This is a genomic window from Streptomyces sp. NBC_01525 (genome assembly GCF_045040405.1).
Classification (GTDB): Bacteria; Actinomycetota; Actinomycetes; order Streptomycetales; family Streptomycetaceae; genus Streptomyces; species Streptomyces benahoarensis.
In genome coordinates this window covers 3,465,098-3,488,307 of record NZ_CP109397.1, presented here as the reverse complement: position 1 = coordinate 3,488,307, position 23,210 = coordinate 3,465,098, and the positions used below count along the sequence as shown (strand labels likewise).

At 71.5% G+C, this 23,210-nt stretch carries 24 protein-coding genes; 10 read left to right on the top strand and 14 right to left on the bottom strand.

Features of this window, described 5'->3' with window-relative positions:
• Positions 1-49 precede the first annotated feature (49 nt).
• The 3 genes from OG422_RS15615 to OG422_RS15605 all read right to left on the bottom strand — a co-directional run bounded on the left by OG422_RS15615 (position 50) and on the right by OG422_RS15605 (position 2,409).
• A complete protein-coding gene (locus OG422_RS15615) occupies positions 50-826 on the bottom strand; it encodes an IclR family transcriptional regulator (protein ID WP_405743390.1) in 777 nt (258 codons plus the stop codon).
• Between the two features lie 739 nt (positions 827-1,565).
• The gene (locus OG422_RS15610) at positions 1,566-1,790 is read right to left on the bottom strand and encodes a DUF5326 family protein (RefSeq protein WP_143944132.1); all 225 of its coding nucleotides are present in this window, start codon (positions 1,788-1,790) and stop codon (positions 1,566-1,568) included.
• A 301-nt stretch (positions 1,791-2,091) separates the two neighbouring features.
• Positions 2,092-2,409, bottom strand: coding sequence for a cupin domain-containing protein (locus tag OG422_RS15605; RefSeq protein ID WP_405743389.1), 318 nt, complete (start codon positions 2,407-2,409; stop codon positions 2,092-2,094).
• A gap of 45 nt (positions 2,410-2,454) precedes the next feature.
• Here OG422_RS15605 and OG422_RS15600 point away from each other — a divergent pair, with 45 nt between their 5' ends.
• The 4 genes from OG422_RS15600 to OG422_RS15585 all read left to right on the top strand — a co-directional run bounded on the left by OG422_RS15600 (position 2,455) and on the right by OG422_RS15585 (position 5,181).
• Positions 2,455-2,835 carry a phage holin family protein gene (locus OG422_RS15600; protein ID WP_143944134.1) on the top strand — a complete coding sequence of 127 codons (381 nt, stop codon included), beginning with the start codon at positions 2,455-2,457 and terminating at the stop codon, positions 2,833-2,835.
• 77 nt (positions 2,836-2,912) lie between these two features.
• Entirely contained in the window at positions 2,913-3,413 is a 501-nt protein-coding gene (locus OG422_RS15595) for a low molecular weight protein-tyrosine-phosphatase (protein ID WP_405747811.1), read from the top strand.
• Positions 3,410-4,540: a cystathionine gamma-lyase gene (locus OG422_RS15590; RefSeq protein ID WP_405743388.1), complete on the top strand. Its 1,131-nt coding sequence runs from the start codon at positions 3,410-3,412 to the stop codon at positions 4,538-4,540. The genes OG422_RS15595 and OG422_RS15590 overlap by 4 nt, the downstream gene beginning before the upstream one ends.
• A gap of 161 nt (positions 4,541-4,701) precedes the next feature.
• Positions 4,702-5,181 (top strand): NUDIX domain-containing protein, encoded by a 480-nt coding sequence (locus OG422_RS15585; protein ID WP_030285604.1) that lies wholly within the window; start codon positions 4,702-4,704, stop codon positions 5,179-5,181.
• 119 nt (positions 5,182-5,300) lie between these two features.
• On the opposite strand, the gene OG422_RS15580 is transcribed toward OG422_RS15585, so the two are convergent.
• The 3 genes from OG422_RS15580 to OG422_RS15570 all read right to left on the bottom strand — a co-directional run bounded on the left by OG422_RS15580 (position 5,301) and on the right by OG422_RS15570 (position 9,326).
• A complete protein-coding gene (locus OG422_RS15580; RefSeq protein WP_143944137.1) occupies positions 5,301-6,125 on the bottom strand; it encodes a pyridoxamine 5'-phosphate oxidase family protein in 825 nt (274 codons plus the stop codon).
• 49 nt (positions 6,126-6,174) lie between these two features.
• Positions 6,175-8,214, bottom strand: a complete 2,040-nt coding sequence (locus tag OG422_RS15575) for a globin domain-containing protein (RefSeq protein WP_405743387.1) — start codon at positions 8,212-8,214, stop codon at positions 6,175-6,177.
• Positions 8,215-8,690: 476 nt separating this feature from the next.
• Positions 8,691-9,326 (bottom strand): HAD family hydrolase, encoded by a 636-nt coding sequence (locus OG422_RS15570; protein WP_405743386.1) that lies wholly within the window; start codon positions 9,324-9,326, stop codon positions 8,691-8,693.
• A gap of 379 nt (positions 9,327-9,705) precedes the next feature.
• On the opposite strand from OG422_RS15570, the gene OG422_RS15565 reads away from it, so the two are divergent.
• Positions 9,706-10,248, top strand: coding sequence for a MarR family winged helix-turn-helix transcriptional regulator (locus OG422_RS15565; protein ID WP_143943716.1), 543 nt, complete (start codon positions 9,706-9,708; stop codon positions 10,246-10,248).
• 152 nt (positions 10,249-10,400) lie between these two features.
• Complete coding sequence (locus tag OG422_RS15560; protein ID WP_405743385.1) at positions 10,401-10,853, top strand: GNAT family N-acetyltransferase; 453 nt, start codon at positions 10,401-10,403, stop codon at positions 10,851-10,853.
• A gap of 62 nt (positions 10,854-10,915) precedes the next feature.
• Here the strand turns inward: OG422_RS15560 and OG422_RS15555 are convergent, their stop codons facing one another.
• The 4 genes from OG422_RS15555 to dnaB form a co-directional block, all read right to left on the bottom strand.
• Positions 10,916-11,599 (bottom strand): TetR/AcrR family transcriptional regulator, encoded by a 684-nt coding sequence (locus tag OG422_RS15555; protein WP_405743384.1) that lies wholly within the window; start codon positions 11,597-11,599, stop codon positions 10,916-10,918.
• A 743-nt stretch (positions 11,600-12,342) separates the two neighbouring features.
• Entirely contained in the window at positions 12,343-13,470 is a 1,128-nt protein-coding gene (locus OG422_RS15550; protein ID WP_143943718.1) for an alanine--glyoxylate aminotransferase family protein, read from the bottom strand.
• A 182-nt stretch (positions 13,471-13,652) separates the two neighbouring features.
• Positions 13,653-15,125, bottom strand: a complete 1,473-nt coding sequence (locus OG422_RS15545) for a serine hydrolase domain-containing protein (protein ID WP_405743383.1) — start codon at positions 15,123-15,125, stop codon at positions 13,653-13,655.
• A gap of 178 nt (positions 15,126-15,303) precedes the next feature.
• Positions 15,304-16,761 carry a replicative DNA helicase gene (dnaB, locus tag OG422_RS15540; protein WP_185993797.1) on the bottom strand — a complete coding sequence of 486 codons (1,458 nt, stop codon included), beginning with the start codon at positions 16,759-16,761 and terminating at the stop codon, positions 15,304-15,306.
• Between the two features lie 477 nt (positions 16,762-17,238).
• Between dnaB and OG422_RS15535 the strand changes: the two genes are divergently transcribed.
• Both OG422_RS15535 and OG422_RS15530 read left to right on the top strand, forming a co-directional pair.
• Complete coding sequence (locus OG422_RS15535) at positions 17,239-18,576, top strand: MATE family efflux transporter (RefSeq protein ID WP_405743382.1); 1,338 nt, start codon at positions 17,239-17,241, stop codon at positions 18,574-18,576.
• Between the two features lie 39 nt (positions 18,577-18,615).
• Positions 18,616-19,476, top strand: a complete 861-nt coding sequence (locus tag OG422_RS15530) for a trypsin-like serine peptidase (protein WP_405743381.1) — start codon at positions 18,616-18,618, stop codon at positions 19,474-19,476.
• 70 nt (positions 19,477-19,546) lie between these two features.
• Here OG422_RS15530 and rplI read toward each other — a convergent pair whose 3' ends face one another.
• From rplI to rpsF, 4 genes are all read right to left on the bottom strand, one after another.
• Positions 19,547-19,993, bottom strand: a complete 447-nt coding sequence (rplI, locus tag OG422_RS15525; protein ID WP_143939982.1) for a 50S ribosomal protein L9 — start codon at positions 19,991-19,993, stop codon at positions 19,547-19,549.
• 18 nt (positions 19,994-20,011) lie between these two features.
• Positions 20,012-20,248, bottom strand: coding sequence for a 30S ribosomal protein S18 (gene rpsR / locus OG422_RS15520; protein WP_018838794.1), 237 nt, complete (start codon positions 20,246-20,248; stop codon positions 20,012-20,014).
• Between the two features lie 103 nt (positions 20,249-20,351).
• The gene (locus tag OG422_RS15515; RefSeq protein WP_405743380.1) at positions 20,352-20,960 is read right to left on the bottom strand and encodes a single-stranded DNA-binding protein; all 609 of its coding nucleotides are present in this window, start codon (positions 20,958-20,960) and stop codon (positions 20,352-20,354) included.
• 81 nt (positions 20,961-21,041) lie between these two features.
• The gene (gene rpsF, locus OG422_RS15510) at positions 21,042-21,332 is read right to left on the bottom strand and encodes a 30S ribosomal protein S6 (protein ID WP_003978891.1); all 291 of its coding nucleotides are present in this window, start codon (positions 21,330-21,332) and stop codon (positions 21,042-21,044) included.
• 229 nt (positions 21,333-21,561) lie between these two features.
• On the opposite strand from rpsF, the gene OG422_RS15505 reads away from it, so the two are divergent.
• A complete protein-coding gene (locus tag OG422_RS15505; protein WP_143939984.1) occupies positions 21,562-21,876 on the top strand; it encodes a hypothetical protein in 315 nt (104 codons plus the stop codon).
• Between the two features lie 197 nt (positions 21,877-22,073).
• A complete protein-coding gene (locus OG422_RS15500; protein ID WP_143939985.1) occupies positions 22,074-23,192 on the top strand; it encodes a peptidoglycan bridge formation glycyltransferase FemA/FemB family protein in 1,119 nt (372 codons plus the stop codon).
• The last annotated feature ends 18 nt before the right edge of the window (positions 23,193-23,210 follow it).

Genomic DNA, 23,210 nt, shown 5'->3' with positions numbered 1-23,210 from the left:
ATTGACGCCATCGTCTGTCACGTGCCAGCAGATCACAAGGAGTGAGTTTTCAGATACTGATAGAGAAGGCGAGTGTCGTTAGCGTCGCCTCCGCCATTTTCCGTAGTCGCACCGTGACAGAACGCAATCGATGCAGTTCCTCGGCGGGGAGAGAAATCGCCAGCGCCGCGGCGACGGAGCCGACTTGGACGGGAATCGCAGAGCAAACCGTGCCAAGGGCATATTCCTGTTGTTCGTACGCCACGTGCCCGCGACGCACCGTATCCAATCGGTGCAGCAGATCGTCCTTGGATCGCACGGAAAAGGGGGTTACGGACTGCACCGGATAACGGGACAGGTGTTCCTTGCGCGTGGCCGTGTCGAGCTGCGCCAGGAGGCACTGACCGATCGCATGGGCATGGGCGGTGGAGCGGAAGTCGGCCCACTCCTGCACCGGCGGCCGTTCCGGTGTGCCGCCGGCCGCGACCACCTCCACCTCGCCCTCGCGGTAGACGGCGAAGTAGACCGCTGCGTTCAGACGTTTGCCGAGCACGGCCAGCGCCTCGGAGAGCTCCTGGCGCCGGTGCCGCTGCTCACCGGCCCGGCCGAGGGAGTCCGCGGCCGGGCCGAAGACGAAGACGCCGTTGCGGCGACGGAGATAGCCCTCGTGGGTCAGGGTGCGGAGCAGGTGATACGTGGTCGGCAGCGGTAACCCGGCCTCGCGGGCGAGCTGCTTGGCCGGGGCACCCTCCGGATGCGCGCCGACCGCTTCGAGGAGCCGTAGGGCGCGCTGGACGGACCCGATCAGTGTGGGGTGAGAAATGGATTCGCCACTCTCGGCTGCCAACGTCAACCCCCAGTCCGATCGCCCGTGGGGCACGGGGAGCCCCGGTCACGGGACCGTTCCCGCGCCGCGCGCGTCTCCCAGGGCCCGTTCTCGACGTCCGGGCCGCATGCTCGCCTCGGTCGTTATTTTCCGGAACGTCATCATCCGGAAGACGCATGCGACGGCACTCTAACGCGGTGCAACCGAGTGGTAACCCGAATGGCCTGGTAGTTAACTCACCTGGCGCACTTCTTGACGCTGCCCACCAAGCGGCGCCACCCCACCCTCACGCCGGGCCCGCGCGGGCTCACAGCGCATAGCTGCAAGGCGGTTGAGCTGCTGCGATGTGACGGGCGGGGCTGCGCTGGGTGGGGTGCGAAACCCCCGCCGTCGCGGGGGAGCCGTGGGTGGGATGTGGCTGAATATGCCGGGGGGTGTGGGGGCCTGGTGTTCGGGGGTGAGGGTGGGGTGTCGGGCCGGCTCGATTTGGCCGGGGGAGGTCGGGCCTTGCTCCGTCACGCTCTGTGGGGGCCCTCCCCCTCCCCCTCCCCCTCCCACCCCACCCCTCCTCGCCCCCCGCCATGCCGTCAGGCAGACCGCCCCTCCTCGCCCGCCGCCGTGCAGCAGTCGGACAGGCCCCTTCCACGCCCCGAATCCCCCAGCGTCAGCCCCCGGACACACCGACGCCCCGCTCCAGGGGGAGGAAGCGGGGCGTCGGTGGCGAGCGGGGACGGCGGTGTCGTTACCGCCGCGGAGCGGGTTACCAGTCGCTCTTCGACGAGGTCGTGGAGGAACCGCTGAACCTGCGCACCAGATAGATGACGCCCGCGATGAGGGCCACCGCGATGAGGATCTTGAACAGCAGGCCGATCAGGAAACCGACCGCGCTGGCGATCAGCCCGCCGAAGACGACGAGCAGGACCACGGGCACCACGACCCAGGTCACCCACCACGGAAGCCCCGCGAATATTCCCTTACCTGCCACTGCTCTGCCCTGCTTTCTGTGTCCGCGGCGGGCCCGGCGCGGCCTGCCGTGTGCCGCACCGGGTCCTTGCCGTCGTCAACCGCTGCTGTGTGTACTGCGTACTGCCGTATCCGGAACTGCCGTTGACCGGAGATGGTCCGCTTCGCCTCTGCCTTGGGCGGAGTACGTGGTGCCCCTCCGCTGTGGGCTCGGGCTCTGCGTCCCCCTTCACTCACGATGCTAGGGCGGTGGGGGGCGGTGTGGGGGCTTTGTATCCCTGGGGCATCCCTGAACCGACCCTTACGGGTTCCGGGGGCCGCCCTCAGCTTTCGGGGGGAGAGAACACCACCATGACCCTCAGGTCCTCGCTGATGTGGTGGAACTTGTGGGGCACCCCGGCGGGGACGTAGACCACGCTGCCGCGGGCGACCGACTGGGTTTCGGTGCCGACGGTGATCGCGGCGCGGCCGCTGACCACGAGGTATACCTCGTCCTGGTGGTGCGGCTGCTGTGGGTCGGTGTCCCCGGAGTCGAGCGCGTACAGCCCGACAGACATGTTGCGTTCCTTGAGGAACTGCAGATACGCACCGTTGTGGGCGGCTCGTTCCGCCTCCAGCTCGTCCAGTCGGAAAGCCTTCACGTCCTACCCCTCAGTCATCCAGGACTCGTCTGCGACGATCTCACCATGAAGAACTTCTTGGTCAAGACGATCGCCAACGCCGCGGCGCTTGCCGTGGCCGTCTTCCTGCTGAAGCCGGACATCTCGCTGACCGGCGACAGCAGCGGTCATCAGGCGCTGACGCTGATACTGGTCGCGCTGATCTTCGGAGTGGTGAATTTCGTCGTCAAGCCGGTCGTGAAACTGCTGTCGTTCCCTCTGTTCATCCTCACGCTCGGCCTGATCACCCTGATCGTCAACGCGCTGATGCTGATGTTGACGTCCTGGCTGGCCGGCAACCTCGATCTCGCGTTCCACGTCGACGGCTTCTGGACCGCGGTGCTCGGCGGCGTGATCGTGTCGATCGTCTCCTGGGCCATGCACATCATGCTGCCCGACGAGGACTGACCCGCACCGTGACCCGCCCGCCCCGCCGCCCGTTCCGCGTCTGCTTCGTGTGCACCGGGAACATCTGCCGTTCGCCGATGGCCGAGTCCGTTTTCCGCACCGAGGCGGCCGCGGCCGGGCTCGGGGACCGCGTCGTGGCCGACAGCGCCGGTATCGACGGCTGGCACGAGGGCGAGGGCGCCGATCCGCGCACCGTCGCCGTGCTCACCACGGCCGGCTATCCGGCGGCCCACCGCGCCCGCCGCTTCGACGCCTCCTGGTTCGCGGACCGTGACCTGGTGATCGCGCTGGACGGCGGCCATCTGCGGGCGCTGCGCCGGATGGCGCCCGGGCCCGACGATGCCGCCAAGGTCCATCTGCTGCGCGCGTACGACCCGGCCGGGCCCGCCCCGGGGGCGCTCGACGTTCCCGATCCGTACCACGGCGGCCCGGCGGAGTTCGCGGGGTGCCTGGAGATGGTCGAGGCGGCGTGCGCGGGTCTGCTGGCGGCGGCCTCCGATGCCCTCACCCGGGGGAGCTCCGGGGCACCACCGCTCCCCCGGGGACGGCACCCCCTCTCACCCAAGGAGCGCTCATGACCGGTGACGGCACCCGCGCCGTCCGCGCCGGGCTCCCCGAGCCCGCCGCCCACGAACCGTCCCTGCCGGGGCCGGTGTTCGCGGCCCATTTCCATCTGCCCGGCGACGCCGTCGGCCCGTACACCTACGGTCGCGACGGCAATCCGACGTGGACGCTGCTGGAGGAGGGCATCGGCGCACTGGAGTCGCCGCACGCCCCCGCGCACACCGTGACGTTCGCCTCCGGGATGGCCGCGATCAGCGCGGTCCTCTTCTCGCAGCTCCGGTCCGGGGACGCGGTGGTGCTGCCCTCGGACGGCTACCAGCTGCTGCCCGCGGTCCGCACCCGGCTGGAGAGCTACGGCATCGAGGTCCGTACCGCGCCGACGGCGCACGACGCGCAGCTCGATGTCATGGACGGTGCCCGGCTGCTGTGGCTGGAGACGCCGTCCAACCCGGGTCTGGACGTATGTGACATCCGGCGGCTGGCCGACGCGGCGCACGAGCGGGGCGCCCTGGTGGCCGTCGACAACACCCTCGCCACCCCTCTGGGCCAGCGCCCGCTGGATCTGGGCGCCGACTTCTCGGTGGCCAGCGGCACCAAGGCGCTCACCGGGCACGGCGATGTCCTGCTCGGCTACGTGACCACCCGTGATGCCGCGCTGGCGGACTCCGTGCGGCTGTGGCGGAAGACGGTCGGTGCGATCCCGGGGCCGATGGAGAGCTGGCTGGCGCACCGTTCGCTGGCCACCCTCGCGCTCCGGGTGCGGCAGCAGTCGGCGGGCGCGCTGGCGCTCGCGGAGGCGCTGTGTGAGCGGGCGGAGGTCGCCGGGGTGCGTCATCCCGGTCTGCCGTCCGATCCGTCACACGGGCTGGCCGTGGCGCAGATGCGGCCGGGGCGGTTCGGCTCCGTGGTGTCGTTCACGCTGCCGGACCGGGCGCACGCCGAGCGGTTCCTCGCCGCGCTGACGCTGGTGGACGACGCGACGAGCTTCGGGAGCGTGCGCTCGACCGCGGAGCGCCGGGCCCGCTGGGGCGGCGACGCGGTACCGGAGGGCTTCATCCGCTTCTCGGTGGGGGTCGAGGACCCGGACGATCTGATCGCGGACGTCCACCGGGCGCTGGATACGGCGCTGCGCGGCGCCTGACGTTCGGACCCCGTGCCGCCGTCACCGGGCGAGCGGGGGTCGTCGCCGCCCGGTGGCCGCGGCCCTGCGGTGGCGGTGGTCCCCGGGTCGTCCCGTACGGGGTGCGGAACCGGCGGCTCCGGCGGGGTTTCGGTGGCCGGTGGCTGCGGCATCTGTCCTCTATGACCGTACGGCCAGTCGTCAAACGGACCGCCCGGGCGATTCTGCTCGACGGCGCGGACCTCATCCTGATCAAGCGCACCAAGCCGGGCCGCGCCCCTTACTGGATCACTCCCGGCGGTGGCGTCGAGCCCACGGACGCCACGGTGACCGACGCACTCCACCGTGAGCTGGACGAGGAGTTGGGCGCGAAGGTCAAGGACGTCGTCCCGGTGTTCGTGGACACCGTCGAGCACATCGGCGACAGCGGTGTGGACGGCGTGAAGGTGCAGCATTTCTTCGTCTGCCGGCTGGACACCATGGATCTCTCCCGGCGGCACGGGCCGGAGGTCGAGGAGCCGTGCGGGGAGTACGAGATCGTGCGGGTGCCGTTCACCCGCGTGGGCATCGCCTCCGTCGAGGTCGTCCCGCTCTCCCTGCGGCACTACCTGGACGGCAACATCGAGGGCGTACGGGCGATGCACGCCCCTGACCTGGGGTGATCGGGGACGGTCGGCGTTCCCGTCCGGCCGGCCCGAGGAGCGTACGGGCGTGACGCCAGGGCCCGGGGGCGCGCGGTTCCGCGCGCCCGCCGTCACCGCGCCCTCCGGGGCCGTGGGTGTCAGCCGAACCAGCCGCGGAACCCCGGTTCCTCGGCGGGACGGCGCTGCCGGGCTCGGGCCAGGACCCGTTCGACTTCGCCCTGGAACCCCTGGGTGAGCGCCTCGACGAGGCCGTCGGGCTCGCCGCGGAGCCGGGGCCCGGCGGTGTCCTCGTGGCGGCCGCCGCGGAGATGTTCCTGATCGTGGCCGGGGTGGCGGAACGGCGGGCGGGTGGTGGCCTCGGCTGCCGCGCCGAAGAAGTCGCCGCCCTTGCGCCGCTGGTCATCGGTGCCCCAGGCACGCGCGCCGCGCTCTTGCGGCGGCACCTTCCGGAGGTGCGGTATGTGCTTGGCGCAGTGGATGTACGCCTCCTCGACCTCGACGGCCACCCACAGCTGCGCGCGCCGCCCGGGGACGGGGTCGGTGGGCAGCCACGGGTACTGCTGCCGCATCTCCTCGTCGAGGACCACCCGGGCACGGCCGTTGATGTGCAGTCCGATCCGGTCCCGGAGGAAGTCGACCATCAGGATGCCCAGGCGGGGGTTCTCCGAGAGGTTGCCGACCGAGGCCATGACGCCGTTGCCGCGGTACTCGGGGTAGGCGAGATACCGGTCGCCGAGCACCTGGATGAAGCCGGGCGGTCCGGCCCGGAACGAGGAATCGCATTCGCCGTGCCGGTCCGCGGTGGCCAGGAAGAGCATCTCCTGCCGGGCCACGAACTCCCGCATGGCGCCGTTGAGGTGGTCGAGGACTTGGTCTCTGTAGAAGCGGTTCGCCCGCTCGGTCGTTCCCAGCCGCTGCTGGACGAGGTGCTCCCCGTCGCTGCCCGGACGCGCGTCGTGCATGCCGTGTCCCTCCCGTGAACCACTGGGTTCACCCTGTACTGGCAAGACCTCACTCCCCCACCGGGACCAGCTCGTCGACGGAGTCGTGCCGGATGCGGCCGGTCGGGACCCCGGCCCCCACCAGTGCCACCACTCCGCTGCGGATGAGTCCGGGCGGCCCGGACAGGTACGCGTCGAACTCCTGCCACGGGCCGTACTGCCGTACCGCGTCGGGCAGTTCACCGGTGACGCCGTTCGCGCGGCCGGCCGCCGGGCCGGTGGAGACGACCGGGCGCACCTGGAGCCACGGGTAGGAGGACTCCAGCCGCAGCATGGTGTCCATGTCGTAGAGGTCGTGGTCGCTGCGGGCTCCGTAGAAGACCTCGACGCGGCGCCGGACACCGTGGGTGGCGACGTCCTCGATGAGCGCCTTGATGGGCGCGATGCCGGTGCCGCCGCCCACGCACAGCAGGCCGTCACGGGTGGTGTGGTCGACGGTCATGGAACCCACGGGTCCGCCGAGGCGCAGGACGTCGCCGGGACGGGCGCGGTGCACCAGCACGTTGGAGACCCAACCGGCCGGGACCGCCTTGATGTGGAAGGACAGCAAGCCGTCCGAACGGGGCGCCGACGCGAAGGAGTAGTGCCGCCACACCCGCGGCCACCAGGGCGTTTCCAGGCTGGTGTACTGCCCGGCGCGGAACGGGTAGGGCTGGTCGGGGCGGACGGTGACCACGGCGATGTCGGGGGTGCGCAGTTCGTGGGAGACGACCTCGGCCTGCCACCAGGCGGGCGCGACCGCTTCGTTCTCCGCCGCCGCGTCGATCATGATCTGGGAGATCGCGGTGTACGCGCGCACCCACGCGGCCTCGGTCTCCGGGCCCCAGCTCAGCGTCGCGTACCGGGCCAGCGCGCCCAGCAGGCTCTCGCCGACGGCCGGGTAGTGGTCAGGCAGCGTGCCGTACTTGCGGTGACCGCGGCCGAGGTGCGAGAGGTACGCGGTGAGCCGGTCGCTGTCGTCGATGTGCCGGGCGGCGGTGAGCAGCGCCTTGAAGAGCCGGTCGCGCTGAGTGTCCATCGCGGCGGGGAACAGCGCCCGCAGATCGGGGTGCTGGACGAAGAGCATCGCGTAGAAGTACGACGTCACCTTGTCGGAGACCGGCTCAATCTCGGCCAGCGTGCGCCGGATGAGCGCCGCGTCGGCGGACTCCGGGGCGTCGGGGGAGACGGCCGAGACGAGGGATTCCAGCGCGGCCGGGGAACCCTGGGGGGCTGCGGTGGCCGGGGTGGTGGCTTCCGGGGTGGGCGCGGCGGCGGATTCCTGGGGGGCTGCGGGGGACTGGTCGGTGGGGGCAGCGGCCGTCGGGGCAGCCGGGGCCGGTGCGGTGGCCCCCGCTGGTGCGGCGGGAGCCGGTGTGGCCGGGGCCGGTGCGGTGGCTGCCGGAGCCGGTGCGGCGGGAGCTGGAGCGGCCCCGGCTGGCGGCGGGAATCCCGTCGGGACCGGTGCGGCGTCGGCCGGGGCCAGGGGTCCCGTCGGGGCCGGTCTCGTTGCGGCGGGCGGGGGGGCGGCCGGGGTGGGGCTCGCCGGAGCCGTCGGGGCCGGGGCGGTGTCCGGGGCCGACGCGGCCTGGAAGGGGCGGTTCCCGAAGGCGGAGAACGGTGCGGGCCCGGGCGGCGCGGCGGCCTCGTCGGGCCCGGGCGCTACGCCGCGGGCGGCGGCGGTGCCGACCGGGCGTACCGGGGTCGGCCGACGCTCGGGTATGCGCTCCTGGTGGGTCGCCGGAGTCTGCTCGGGCACGCGCGGCCCAGGCCCGTCGAACGCGGTGTCGTGGCGCTCGGCGAACCAGTCGAGGTCGGGGGCGTGGCCGTGCCCGTCGGCGGGTCCGTGGCCGCCGTGATCCGGCTCCGGTCCGAGGTCGTAGCCATGGGCGCCACCGTCGGGGATACCGCCGTCCACCTGGGCGTCGGGCCCGCCGTGTGCGCCGTCCGGTCGCTCCTGCTGTTCGTCGGGGGACTCCTTCGACGGTTTCGCCGGAGTGAACCAACCCCAATCGCCACTGCTGCCTCCGGAGGAGCCGTTATCGGCCGTCGCGGTGGTCGGAGCGTCCATGGTTTGCCTCGCCTCGAACGTCTTTTGGTTGTCGTCGCACTTTCCGTCGGCCGGAACGTGCCTGAATTCCCCCAGCCTGCCCCGGAATTCTTCAACACCACACGCCATTCCGGCAATACCCGCCAAGGCGGACAAAACTCACATTTCCGCCATAGCGCCGGTAGGCGCCCTCCATGCGCCTCGACCTCTCGACCCGTCAGAACGGACAGATGCACAGAAGTCCGGATACCGTGGCTGGTCTCACCGCCGGACCGCGTCGCTTCCACGCCCGTCGCGCGGGGGCTCACGCCGCCCCGTCGCCCCGCCGCCGAACCGCCCTGACCATACCGGCAGTAGTTGAAACCACAAGTCCCTTCCGCACCAGACTTCTGCACCACACCCGCGCACCCTCCACACGCGGCATCCGATATCCGCGGTTCCCTCCGGAGGGAAAAATCCATCCCGCGCAACGGACGAATCCGCCACGAAATCCCGAATTACCAAGGGGTGGCGGCGAGTTCATATGCCTCCCTGAGATCACGCCCGGTGTACGCGCATGTCGCCAGCCCACTGACGTGGTGATCGGCATTGACCGCGACCGACGTCGGCACCGCGGCGAACAGCGCACTGTCCGACATCGAATCGCCGTACGCCACGCAGTCCGTGCGGGTCAGCTCGTACCGCGCGCACAGCTCGTCGGCTATCTCGACCTTCGCGGCCGCGGAGAGGATGCCCGCCGGATCCACCCGCTCCCGGATCGGCACCGCGGGCCAGCGGGAGCCACGCGCGACGTCGACACCCCAGCCCAGCAGCCGCTCCACGAAGAAGCCGGGCGAGAGCGAGATCACGGCACACCGCTCGCCGCGCGCCCGGATGTCCGCCCAGACCTCCCGGATACCGGCCAGCCAGGGCGCCCCCTCGAACGCCGCGGCCACCAGGGGCTCCGTCAGCCCCTCCGCCCACAGATCGCACGCCCGCTGTGCGAACTCCGGCGGCGCCAGCTCCCCGGCCGCGAACCCACGCTCCAGCTCGGCGATCTCCCGGTCGAGCCCGAGCAGCCGGGAGATCTCCACGGCGGCGGCCGAACCGTGGAGCAACGTCCCGTCCATGTCGAACAGATGCAGCTTCCCCATGCCGCGGAGCCTAGGCGCTCCACGTCGCCCCGCCACGCCCCCCGTACCCCTACTTCTCACCCATTTCGACCCCTACCCCCCGGCTCAGGCAAACGGCTCTCATAGGGGTGGGCCGTCTCGGGGCGGAGATCTCCGGGAGAGTTCCGGGACGATGGCGGGACGGGCACTGAGGCGGGGTCGGGGGCCGTATCAGGGATCGGTCGGGGAGGGGCCCTGAGACCGGGCCGGAGGACGGGCCGGTCTCAGGCCGCCGTGTCGGCCTCCGGCGGCCGGCCGGGCGCTCCTCACCAAGCCGGCAACCGCTCCCCTCCCCTCCTTGCACACGCCCTCCATTTCGCTCGTGACCTACGCTGGTTCGTACGCCCCGAGGAGGTCTTCGATGACGCAGCCGACGCCCCGCACGCCGCAGGCCACCCCCGTGGCGCAGGCGGAACCGGCCACCGCCCCGGTCTCCGGCGACGCGTCCGGCTGCCCGACCCCCACCGCCCGGGGGCTCGCCCAGGGCTGGTGCGCGCTCTCCGCGCTGCACGGCCGCATCGAATCGCACATCGAGCGCGCACTGCAGAGCGGCCACCAGCTGAGCGTCCGGGAGTTCTCGGTGCTCAACGTCCTGAGCGAACAACACGACGGACCGGGCGGCCACCTGCGGATGCACCAGGTCGCGGACGCGGTGGTGCTCAGCCAGAGCGCGACGACCCGGCTGGTCACCCGCCTTGAGGAGCGCAGCCTGCTGTCCCGGTATCTGTGCGCCGACGACCGCCGGGGCATCTACACCGACGTCACCGCCGACGGCCTCGCCCTCCTCGCGGAGGCCCGCCCCACCCACGACACCGCCCTGAGCGAGGCCCTCACCGAAGCCGCGCGCCGCCCGGAGCTGGCCCCCCTGGTGCGAGCCGTCGAAACGCTCGCCCCGACGGTCTGACGGCACGCCGGTATGAGCCGGTGGCCGACGCGAACGGGCGGTCGGCCCGCCACTCCTCCCGGAACGGCCCACGCCCCGGGCGTGCCCACGCCCCTCGGCCGCCTCTCCCCGGGCCGTACCGGCCCTACCGGGTACCGCATAGGGTCGCGCGCATGAGCGATATCGAGATCCGCCGCGCGGCCGAAGCCGACCTCCCGGACATCGTCGCGATGCTCGCCGACGACCCGCTGGGCGCCACCCGCGAGTCCCCGGACGACCTGACCCCGTACCGCGCCGCGTACGAGGTCCTCGCCTCGGATCCGCACCAGCACCTGATCGTCGCGGTCCGCGACGGCCGCACCATCGGCACCCTGCAGCTCACCGTCATCCCGGGGCTCTCCCGGCGCGGGGCCACCCGTTCGATCATCGAGGGCGTCCGCGTCCACGCCGACGAGCGGGGGAGCGGCCTGGGCACCCAGCTCATCGAGTGGGCCGTCGACCGCTCCCGCGACCTCGCCTGCCACCTCGTCCAGCTCACCTCGGACGCGACCCGCATCGACGCCCACCGCTTCTACGAACGGCTCGGCTTCGAAGCCTCCCACCTGGGCTTCAAGCGTCAGCTCTGACGGCGCGGGCCGCCCCTGATCCTGGCCCGCGCCCACCTCCGAGGTCCGCACGTCACGCTCTCCTACGGGCGCCGTGGCTCGACCGACGCCCCGTCGCCGGTCCGCGCCCGTGCCCGCCGTGCGCGGTGTGCCTTCTGCCGGCACGCCCCGCCGCAGTACCGCGCCGGTCGTCCCGTTCGTGCCACCGGCACCGGGGCACCACAGGTGCCACACTCCGTTGCGTTACGCCTCCGGGGGCCGGACGGGAGTTTCGTTACGGTGCGGCTCGCCCTGAGCGCGTCGCACGCCAGTTCCGTCATCCGCCCCGGAACACCGGCCGTATCGCCCTCCGCCGCCCGCCGCCGCTCCATCGCCAGGCAGCCCACCAGCAGCGTCCGCACGTCGCCGATCACGACGTCCGCCCGTACAGCACCGGCCTCCTGAGCCCGCCGCAGCAGGACGTCGAGCCCCGCGACGAACTCCCGCCCGGCCTCCGCCGCTCCGCCGGGCCCGGCCGTGTCCGCCGCCTCCAGCGCCTCGCCCAGCGCCCGGTTCTCCGTGGCCAGCCGGACCACGGAGGCGAGGAAACGGAAGAACACTTCACCGGGTTCCGTGACATCCACCAGGTCCCGCGCGGTGTCGGCGAAGAGCCGGACGCGGTCCGTCACCGCCGCCGCGAACAGCTTCCCCTTCGACGGGAAATGGCGGTGAACGGTGCCCGCACCCACTCCCGCGCGCCGCGCGATCTCGTCGAGCGTGACCGCCAACCCACCTTTGGCAAAGGCTGATCGGGCCGCCTGAAGCACCAGCGCACGGTTACGCCGGGCATCCGACCGCGCAGCCCCCGAACCCCCGCCAGACATCCGCATCCCTCCAGCGAGCAGCACCCACGTACCTCGGATTCAGCCGCCATATTAAACGGGTCGAGGCACCCGTTTTATCTCTGGCCTCAAAACCGGGCTGTGACGGAGCTACGGACGAGCGTGAGGAAGCAAAAGAGGAAGAGCGAGCGGCGAGAAAACAGGGCAGGACGAGACGACCGCGCGGACGCGGAGGAATCCGAGGGAACGGAGAACGGAGAAACGCGAGGAGGAGAACCCGGAGAGAAGAAGGCTGGAGAGGAGAGACGAGGCGAGGAATTCCGCACAGAGAGCCCCAAGGCGCGCCCCGGCAGCACGTACAAGGCCCACGTACAGGCAAGGCCCGCGTACCGGGCGCACGCTCAGGCCCGCCTCAACAACGCGCCCCCGAATGTCCCAGCACGCCCCACATCCCCATCCGCCCCTGCCACCGAGCTACCCGCGGCGGCCACCCCGAGAAGACTCACGCCCCCTCTCCACCCCTCGCCCATCCACCCACAACTCGCCTACTTCACAGGGAAGTTGCCGCATAAATCTGCCAACTCCCCTTACCGCACAAAGGGGTGGGGCCGTGTTTCACGTGAAACACGGCCCCACCCCTCGGGTTCACCGTCGACCGGCGCCTCGCGCGAGCCCGCCGCCGCTCCGCGTCAGCCGCCGAGCACCCCGTGCCACGCGGCCTCGGCGGCCTCGACCGCGGCAGCGTCGTCGGCCGTCACACCCCGGGCCTCCAGCCCCGCGGCCAGCGCCGCCAGCGAGGACCGCACCACGGAAAGGTCCGCGGCCCGGCCGTAGTGGTTCACCCGGATCATCTCCGTGGCGAGCGCCCCCGCCGCGGCCTGCACCGGGACCGTGCCATCGGCGGCCAGCGCGGCTGCCACCAGCTCACCGGCGTCCAGCCCGTCCGGCGCCCGCAGCGTGGTCGCCGCCGGGGCCGCGTCCTCGTCCCGCGTCACGTACGGGGTGAGCCCGCCCAGCGCCCGGACGCCCGCCCGGGTGGCGGCGGACGCCGCGCGGTGCCGGACGATGACCGCGTCCAGCGCCGCGGCGTCGACGCGGTCGATGGCCTGCTCCAGGGCGAGCATCTCCAGCTGCGCCGGGGCGTGCGGCAGCGCGGTGCGGCCCCCGTCGATCCAGCGGTGCTTCCAGTCCAGCAGCGAGAGGTACGAGCGCCGGGGCGCCTGCGGGTTGGCCTCGATCCGCTCCCAGGCGCGGGCGCTGACCGACACCACGGAGACGCCCGCCGGGCCCGCCAGCGCCTTCTGCCCGCCGATCACGCAGAGGTCCACGCCCCACTCGTCGGTGAGCAGCGGCTCGGCGCCCACCGACGCCACCGCGTCCAGCATCAGCAGCGCGCCGTGCTCCCGCACCACCGCGCCGATCTCCGCCACCGGGTTGGTGTTGCCGGTCGCCGCCTCGGCGTGCACCAGGCTGACGAAGTCGATCTCCGGGTGCTCCCGCAGCGCCGCCGCGACCTGCTCCGGGGTGACCGCTCCCGTGAACGGTGCCGTCACCGTCACCACCTCGGCGCCGCAGGACCGCAGCCAGCCGCCGAAGGTCTCGCCGTACGGCCCGGTGATGATGTTGAGGGCCGTGCTGCCGGGCCGTACGGCCGAGCGGATGCACGCCTCCAGCGGCAGCAGCGCCTCCCCCTGCGTCGCCACGACATCGCAGCGGGTCCGCATCAGCGCGGCGACCTTGTCCTCGATCCGCGCGAAACGGGCCGCGTCGAGCGGCGGCAGATCCAGCAGAACCGGGGCTTCGGCATTCGCAGTCACGGCAGTCACGGCAGTCACAGTGGCCTTCCAGCGGTAGCGAGCCGCACGGTGGCACGGCTCCTGACATCTCGCTCGACTGTACGTCCGGGCCCGCCGCCCCCGCCGTACGGGCCCGGGGCGCCGACCGGAGGCCCGGCCGCCAGCCCGTACGGGCCCCGGCCACGCCCCGTCCGCGACCGGTATCAGATCCGCCAGCCCTCCGGATCCACCCCGCCCGGCACCGGCGCCTGCGGTGCGTACGGGCCCCGGGTGAGGACGAACGTCCCCAGGTCGAGATGGCTGACGGAGCCGTCGGCACCGCGCACCACGCGCAGCGTCTCGCCCGCGCAGTAGCCGTCGAGGCCGGTCCAGGTACCGTCCGGTTCCACGTGAAACCGCGACGCGCGGCCGGTGCCGGACAGCGGCGCCAGCTCCAGCCACCTCGCCTCGCGCAGCCGCAGCGCGAACGGGTTCGCGCCCCAGTACCAGGGGCCGGTGAGCGCCAGCAGCTCCTCGTCCAGCGGTCCGGTCAGCGGCCGCCACAGCTCCGGGATGCGTGGTTCACGGTCGGCCACGGCCTCCAGCAGGCCGGTGGCGATCCCGGCGACGGACGGCCCGTGCGTGCAGTTGGCCAGCGCGACGGCGGCGAGGTCCTCCTCCGGGTCGCACCACAGCGAGGCGAGGAAGCCGGGCATCGACCCGCTGTGCCCGGCCAGCAGCCGCCCGCCCGGTGCCGTACGGGGGCTCGTCCGTGCCAGTTGGAGCCCCAGGCCGTACCCCGCGTCCCAGCCGTCGCCCTCCGGCGGCACCGCGGGCACCCGCATCTCCGCGACGCTCGCCGTGGACAGCACCCGCTCGTCACCGCGCAGCAGGAACGCCGCCCACCGGCACAGATCCTCCACCGTGGACCACAGCTGGCCCGCCGGTCCCATCAGCCCCGTGTCGTGCGCCGGTTCCGGCAGCAGCGCGTCGGCCCACGGGTGCACGGCCCAGCCCCGCGCGTACGGTTCCCGGGGCCGCGTCGTCGTCTCCGTCATGCCCAGCGGCTCCAGCACCTCGGCGCGCAGCACCTCGTCCCAGGGGCGGCCGGCCCGGAGCCGTTCGACGAGCGCGCCCAGCAGGGCGTAGCCGAGGTTGGAGTAGTGGTGGCGGTCACCGGCCGGGAGGCGCTGCGGGCGCTTGCCGAAGAGGTCCGCGAGCTCCGGGCGCAGCGTGCCCGCGGTCCGCTCCCACCAGGGGCCGCGCGGCTCGGCGGCGAGCCCGGAACGGTGCGACAGCAGCTGGCCGACCGTCGCGTCGGGCGCCTCGGTCCCGTCGAGATGTCGCCCCAGCGGATCGTCCAGCCGCAACGCGCCCTCGTCGCGCAGCCGCAGCACCAGCACCGCGACGAAGGTCTTCGTCAACGAGCCGATGCGGTACTGCACGGTGCCGTACGCCGCGGGCGGATCCGCCGCCCGGACCCCGCTCCACGCCATGCGGCCGCCCCGCACGACCGCTCCGACCACGGACGGCGCCCGCCCCTCGCGCTGCCCGGCCGCGAGCCGGTACGCCAACTCCCGCCGGGTCTCCGGCAACAGCCCGGCGAACGCCTCATCCCCAGGACGGGCCGACGCTGCCTCGGCACCCGGCGCGCGGACGGACTCGGGACCCGAGCCCTCGGACGGCACGGCGGACATGCTCCTCCTCGACAACGTCCGACCGGCGGCCGCGATCCCGCCCGCCGCCGCGCCCACTCTCCCCCACCGGGCCCGCCCCGGGAGACCCCATCCCGCGCACCCGGCGTCCGCCGGTGCCCGGGCACAGCTGGTCGGGTGCGGCGCAGTAATGCGCCGCACCTACCCGACCAGCGGCCCCTTACGTCTGCGCCATGTCCACGAACCGCGAGTAGTGGCCCTGGAACGCCACCGTGATCGTGGCCGTCGGGCCGTTACGGTGCTTGGCGACGATCAGGTCCGCCTCACCGGCACGGGGGGACTCCTTCTCGTACGCGTCCTCGCGGTGCAGCAGGATGACCATGTCCGCGTCCTGCTCGATGGAGCCGGATTCACGCAGGTCGGAGACCATCGGCTTCTTGTCCGTGCGCTGCTCGGGGCCACGGTTCAGCTGGGAGAGGGCGATGACCGGGAGCTCCAGCTCCTTGGCGAGCAGCTTCAGGTTCCGGGACATGTCCGAGACCTCCTGCTGACGGCTCTCGGCCCGCTTGGAACCACCCGACTGCATCAGCTGGAGGTAGTCGATGACCACCAGCTTCAGTTCGTTGCGCTGCTTGAGGCGGCGGCACTTCGCGCGGATCTCCATCATGGAGAGGTTCGGCGAGTCGTCGATGTAGAGCGGCGCGGCGGACACGTCCGGCATCCGGCGGGCCAGCCGCGTCCAGTCCTCGTCGGTCATGGACCCGGACCGCATGTGGTGCAGCGCCACCCGCGCCTCGGCGGAGAGCAGACGCATCGCGATCTCGTTGCGCCCCATTTCCAGGGAGAAGATCACGCTCGGCAGATTGCTCTTGATCGAGCAGGCGCGGGCGAAGTCCAGCGCGAGGGTCGACTTACCCATCGCGGGACGGGCCGCAATGACGATCATCTGGCCCGGGTGCAGGCCGTTCGTCAGCGCGTCGAGGTCGGTGAAGCCGGTGGGGACGCCCGTCATCTGGCCCTGGCGGGAGCCGATCGCCTCGATCTCGTCGAGCGCGCCCTCCATGATGTCGCCGAGCGGGAGGTAGTCCTCACTGGTGCGCTGCTCGGTGACGGCGTAGATCTCCGCCTGGGCGCTGTTGACGATCTCGTCGACGTCGCCGTCCGCCGCGTATCCCATCTGCGTGATGCGGGTACCGGCCTCGACGAGGCGGCGCAGCACCGCCCGCTCGTGGACGATCTCCGCGTAGTACTCCGCGTTGGCGGCGGTCGGCACGGACTGCACCAGGGTGTGCAGATACGAGGCGCCGCCGACCCGGGCGATCTCGCCGCGCTTGGTCAGCTCCGCCGCGATGGTGATCGGGTCGGCCGGTTCGCCCTTGGCGTAGAGGTCGAGGATCGCCTGGAAGACCAGCTCATGGGCGGGGCGGTAGAAGTCCTCGCCCTTGAGGACCTCGACGACGTCCGCGATGGCGTCCTTGGAGAGCAGCATGCCGCCGAGGACGGACTGCTCGGCGTCCAGGTCCTGGGGCGGGACGCGCTCGAAGCCGCCGGCCCAGGAACCTCCCTCCTCGTCGCGCTCGGGGCGGTCGCCGCGGCCGCGGCCCTTGCCCTCGCCCCGTCGGAAGCGGCCGGCCGGCAGCCGGTCCCCCGGACCGGAGTCCGCCCAGGGGTCGTCCATGGGCTCTGCCACGCTCACCCCGGCACCTCCTCCCGTCCGCGACGCGGACCTCGCCGTGCCTCTTCCTTCTTACGGCACGGCTCCGACAATTGAGACGCCCGACTCCGGTTATGACGCGTCGAGTTCGCAAGGTCCTCGGGCCGAAAACAGGTGGCGGGCGCCGGTCAACGGTAGGCCCGCGGGCACCGTCCGCCAATCTGGTTATCCACAGGTGGTGTGGATGACCGGCCCTCAGCTGTGGAGAACTCCCCCGTTCCTGTGCACGGCCTGGGGGAAACCACTGTGTACAAGCACACAATCACCCCAGCCGCACCGCCGTGACCTGCAGGTTTGCCATCCAGAGGCTGTGGGGGAGAAAAACTTCGACAACCTGTTCATGATCGACGCCGCAGACGTGTGCCCCCTCACCCCGTCCGGCGAAAAGTAAGGATCACAATCGCCTTGCATCCATTACCTGTGGAAGATTAGATTGAGTGCATGACACAGGCTCCCGCGACGCCGCGGCGCTCCGCCCGCCGCCACGACCGCGAGATCATCACCCTCGCCCTGCCTGCCTTCGGCTCCCTCGTCGCGGAACCCCTGTTCGTGATGGTCGACAGCGCCGTCATCGGCCACCTCGGCACGCCACAACTCGCCGGTCTCGGCGTCGCCGCCGCACTGCTGACCACCGCCGTCTCCGTCTTCGTCTTCCTCGCCTACGCCACCACCGCCGCGGTCGCCCGCCGGGTCGGCGCCGGTGATCTGCCCGCCGCGATCCGGCAGGGCATGGACGGCATCTGGCTGGCCCTCCTCCTCGGCGCCGCCGTCATCGCCGCCGTCCTGCCGACCGCCCCCGCGCTCGTCGAGCTGTTCGGCGCCTCCGGCACCGCCGCGCCGTACGCCACCACCTACCTGCGGATCAGCGCCCTCGGCATCCCCGCGATGCTCGTCGTGCTGGCCGCCACCGGCGTCCTCCGCGGGCTCCAGGACACCCGCACCCCGCTCTACGTCGCCATCGGCGGTTTCACGGCCAACGCCGCCCTCAACATCGGCCTGGTCTACGGCGCCGGACTCGGCATCGCCGGTTCCGCCTGGGGCACGGTCATCGCCCAGTGCGCCATGGCCGCCGTCTACCTCGTCGTGGTGGTCCGCGGTGCCCGTCGGCACGGCGCCTCGCTGCGCCCCGACGCCGCCGGGATACGGGCCGGCGCCCAGGCGGGCGTGCCGCTCCTCGTCCGCACCCTGTCGCTCCGCACCGTCCTCATGATCGCCACCGCGGTCGCCGCCCGGCTCGGCGACGCCGAGATCGCCGCCCACCAGATCGTCCTCACCCTCTGGTCGCTGCTGGCCTTCGCCCTGGACGCCATCGCCATCGCCGGTCAGGCCATCATCGGCCGCTACCTCGGGGCGGGCGACCGGGACGGCGCCAGGGCCGCCTGCCGCCGCATGGTGCAGTGGGGCATCGCCTCCGGTGTCGCCCTCGGCATCCTCGTCGTGGCCGCCCGGCCCCTGTTCATCCCCCTGTTCACCAGCGACCCCGCGGTGCGCGGACCGCTGCTCACCACTCTTCTGGTCGTCGCCCTCACCCAGCCCGTTTCCGGCATCGTCTTCATCCTCGACGGCGTCCTGATGGGCGCCGGGGACGGGCCGTATCTGGCCTGGGCGATGCTGGTGACGCTCGCGCTGTTCGTCCCCGCCGCGCTGGCCGTCCCGGCGCTCGGCGGCGGGCTCACGGCGCTGTGGTGGGCGATGGCCCTGATGATGACCGTCCGCATGCTCACGCTGTGGCTCCGCGCACGCTCCGGCCGGTGGATTGTGACCGGCGCCTTCCGCTGAACCTCTACCGATCTTCGAAGCGTTGCCGATAATGACGGAGTGCGCCCGCTTGCCTGGAAAACGCTCCTCCCCCTGACGCTGGTGGTCATGGGGGCAGGCGTCCTCACGGGGTACGCCACCGAGGAGGCCCCGCCGCCCCTCGCCGCCCGGGACGGCTTCGGGAAGTCCGGCATCGGGGACGAACCACCCCAGGACCAGGACCCCGCCGCGACCGCTCCCGCATCGGACGGCAGCGCCTACACCCCGCGCCGTACGAAGGAGAACGCCCGGATCGGCGCGGTCTTCGAGAAGGACGACACCGGCAACCACTTCTGCACCGCCAGCGTGGTGCAGAGCCCCAGGCGGAACATGCTGGTCACCGCCGCCCACTGCGCCTTCGACCCGAACACCGGAAAGACCGTCGACGACCTCGTCTTCGCCCCGGACTACCGCGACGGCACGGAACCCACCGGCCTGTGGAAGGTCCGGAAGGTCTTCGTCGACCCCCGCTGGGCCGCCTCCGACGACGAGGACCTCGACGTCGCCTTCCTCACCCTGGACTCCAATGGCGGCAAGCAGATCCAGGACGTCCTCGGCGGCAACACCCTCGGCATAGACCGCGGCTTCGACAACGAGGTCAAGGTCACCGGCTACCCCACCAGCCGGAACACCCCGATCTCCTGCCAGAACCGCACCACGAAGTACAGCAGCACCCAGATGCGGATCCAGTGCGACGATTTCGCGGGCGGCACCAGCGGCAGCCCCTGGCTCGCCGACTACGACCCCAAGAGCCAGACCGGCACGGTCATCGGCGTCCTCGGCGGCCACCTCGGCGGCGGGGACGAGGACGATGTCTCGTACGCCGCGTACTTCGACGACGACATCGCCGCCCTCTACCGGCGTGCCCAGGACGGCGACTGAGCCTCCCTGGAGACGGCGAAGGGCCGCACCCCGTTCCCGGGATGCGGCCCTTCGGCGTTTACTGCCTGGCTCAGGCGGCGACGACCTCGACGCCGACCTTCGCGGTGACCTCGGCGTGCAGACGCACGGAGACCTGGTGCGCGCCCAGAGTCTTGATCGGCGAACCGATCTCGACGCGGCGCTTGTCGATGTCCGGACCACCGGCAGCCTTGACCGCCGAAGCGATGTCGGCCGGGGTGACAGAGCCGAACAGACGGCCGGCCTCGCCGGCACGGACCGCGAGCTTCACCTTGACGCCCTCGAGCTGGCCCTTGACCTCGTTGGCCTGCTCGATCGTGGCGATCTCGCGGATCTTGCGACCGCGGCGGATCTGCTCGACGTCCTTCTCGCCGCCCTTGGTCCAGCGGATCGCGAAACCGCGCGGGACCAGGTAGTTGCGGGCGTACCCGTCCTTGACGTCAACGACGTCGCCGGCGGTGCCGAGGCCGGAGACCTCGTGGGTGAGGATGATCTTCATGTTTCGGTCACCCTTCCCTTATCGCGCGGTGGACGTGTAGGGCAGCAGCGCCATCTCACGGCTGTTCTTCACAGCCGTGGCGACGTCACGCTGGTGCTGGGTGCAGTTGCCGGTGACTCGGCGGGCACGGATCTTGCCGCGGTCGGAAATGAACTTCCGCAGCAGGTTCGTGTCCTTGTAGTCGACGTAGGAGATCTTCTCCTTGCAGAACACGCAAACCTTCTTCTTAGGCTTGCGAGGAGGCGGCTTCGCCATTGTCTCTCTCCAGTGAGTTCAAGAAGTTTTGTACTGACGCCCTGGGCCGCGGGCCGGGATCCCGCGACGTTTCACGTGAAACGTCGCGGACGGCCGCGCGGACCTAGAAGGGCGGCTCGTCCGAGTAGCCGCCGCCGGAGCCACCGCCCCAGCCACCGCCGCCGCCACCCTGCTGGCCGCCACCCTGCTGGCCGCCGCCGGAGGGGCCGCCGGTCGCCCACGGGTCGTCGGCGGGAGCACCGCCGCCGCCCTGCGGCTGGCCGCCGCCGGGGCCGCCGCCCCAGCCGCCGCCACCCTGGCCACCGCCCTGCTGGCCGCCGCCGAAGCCGCCGCCCTGGCCACCGCGACCGCTGGTCTTGGTGACCTTGGCCGTGGCGTTGCGCAGGCTCACGCCGACCTCGTCGACGTCGAGCTCGTAGACCGTGCGCTTCACGCCCTCGCGGTCCTCGTACGACCGCTGCTTGAGGCGGCCCTGCACGATCACGCGGGTGCCCCGCGTGAGGGACTCGGCGACGTTCTCCGCCGCCTGACGCCACACCGAGCAGGTCAGGAACAGGCTCTCGCCGTCCTTCCACTCATTGGTCTGACGGTCGAAGGTGCGGGGAGTGGACGCGACGCGGAACTTCGCGACCGCCGCACCGGACGGGGTGAAGCGCAGCTCGGGGTCGTCGACAAGATTGCCGACGACCGTGATGACGGTCTCGCCTGCCATTAGGGGAACCTCTCGGCGGGTGTGCTGCTGGCTGCTGGTGTTGCTGCTACTCGGACCCGGTTACCGCTGACGCCGAAGCGTTCAGTGGGTCTCGGGACGGAGGACCTTGGTCCGGAGGACCGACTCGTTCAGGTTCATCTGACGGTCGAGCTCCTTGACGACCGCAGGCTCGGCCTGCAGGTCGATGACCGAGTAGATGCCCTCGGGCTTCTTGTTGATCTCGTACGAGAGACGACGACGGCCCCAGGTGTCGACCTTCTCGACCTTGCCGTTGCCCTCACGGACGACGGAAAGGAAGTTCTCGATCAGGGGAGAGACAGCGCGCTCCTCCAGATCGGGGTCGAGGATGACCATCACCTCGTAGTGACGCATGTGGAACCCACCTCCTTTGGACTCAGCGGCCACGGTCGTTCCGTGGCAGGAGGGTCGTGATGCGTTCCGCACCGGCCCTGCCCGGAGTATCCGGACAGAGATGGGCGCAGACCGTCCAGCGTACCCGCTGCCACGCTTCCGGTTGAAATCCGGCCACGGAACCCCGCAATCTGGAACACATCGGGCGTGAGCGGCGCCACACCGCGCCGCCTCTCTTGGGAGGTGCCGCATGGCACAGGCAGTAAAGACCCAGCGCAACCTGCTCTCGTTCCTCAACAGCGACGGCAGGGCACATCCAGTGGAAAACACACTGGCTGCCGTGACCCTGGTGCTCGGCGCCATCGCCGTCTTCACCACCCTCGCGCCCGGCCTGCACCTGGTCAGCTCCTGGGTCGGCATCGTCGGCATCGCCACAGGGCTCTGGGCACAGTTCATCTCGTCCACGACAGGCGAACGCTTCATGGCGATCATCGGCCTCGGTGCCTCGGCCGTCGGCCTCTACATCGGCATCGCGCACGGCGGCCCCTTCGGCGGCCTCTTCTGACCGGGCCGGACCGTTCCGCACCGGAGGCGACGCCCACAGCAGGCGCCGCCTCCGCCGTGGACCGCGGCCCCCTCGCCGCCCGGTGAGGCGGGCGCGCACCCGGCTCCCGTACGCCTGAACGGGACGCTCCCCAGTAGGCTTCGGCGCGAGAGCCGGAGCCCCGACCCTGGGGACACACCTGCCGAGGAGCGCCCCGCATGAGCCTGACCCTGAGGACCATCAGCCGAGAGCAGCATCTGGCATACATCCAGAGTCTGCCCGCGGCGAGCCACATGCAGGTCCCGGCCTGGGCAGACGTCAAGTCCGAGTGGCGCTCGGAGAACCTCGGCTGGTTCGACGCCGCCGGCGAGCTGGTCGGCGCGGGCCTGGTCCTCTACCGCCAGCTCCCGAAGATCAAGCGGTACCTCGCCTACCTGCCCGAGGGCCCGGTCATCAACTGGTACGCGCCGAATCTGGAGGACTGGCTCCAGCCCATGCTGGCGCACCTCAAGCAGCACGGCGCGTTCACCGTGAAGATGGGCCCGCCGGTGATCATCCGCCGCTGGGACGCCCCCGCGATCAAGGCCGGTATCCAGAACCCGGACGTCAAGCGGCTGCGGGACGTCGAGGCGACCCACATCGAGCCGCGCGCCTTCGAGGTCGCCGACCGGCTGCGCAAGATGGGCTGGCAGCAGGGCGAGGACGGCGGCGCCGGATTCGGTGACGTCCAGCCCCGGTACGTCTACCAGGTGCCGCTCGCCAACCGTGCGCTGGAGGAGGTCCACAAGGGCTTCAACCAGCTCTGGCGCCGCAACATCAAGAAGGCCGAGAAGGCCGGTGTCGAGGTCGTCCAGGGCGGTTACGAGGACTTGGCCGAGTGGCAGCGGCTCTACGAGATCACCGCGGAGCGCGACAAGTTCCGGCCGCGCCCGCTCGGCTACTTCCAGCGCATGTGGACGGCCCTCAACTCCGAGGACCCCAACCGCATGCGGCTCTACTTCGCCCGCCACAACGGCGTGAACCTCTCGGCCGCGACGATGCTGGTCGTCGGCGGGCACGTCTGGTACTCGTACGGCGCCTCCGACAACATCGGCCGCGAGGTGCGCCCGTCCAACGCCATGCAGTGGCGAATGCTGCGGGACGCCTACGCGCTCGGCGCGACCGTCTACGACCTGCGCGGCATCAGCGACTCGCTGGACGAGACCGACCACCTCTTCGGCCTGATCCAGTTCAAGGTCGGTACGGGCGGCCAGGCGGCGGAGTACCTCGGCGAGTGGGACTTCCCGCTCAACAAGCTGCTGCACAAGGCGCTCGACATCTATATGTCGCGCCGCTGACCGCTCCTCCGTACGTCC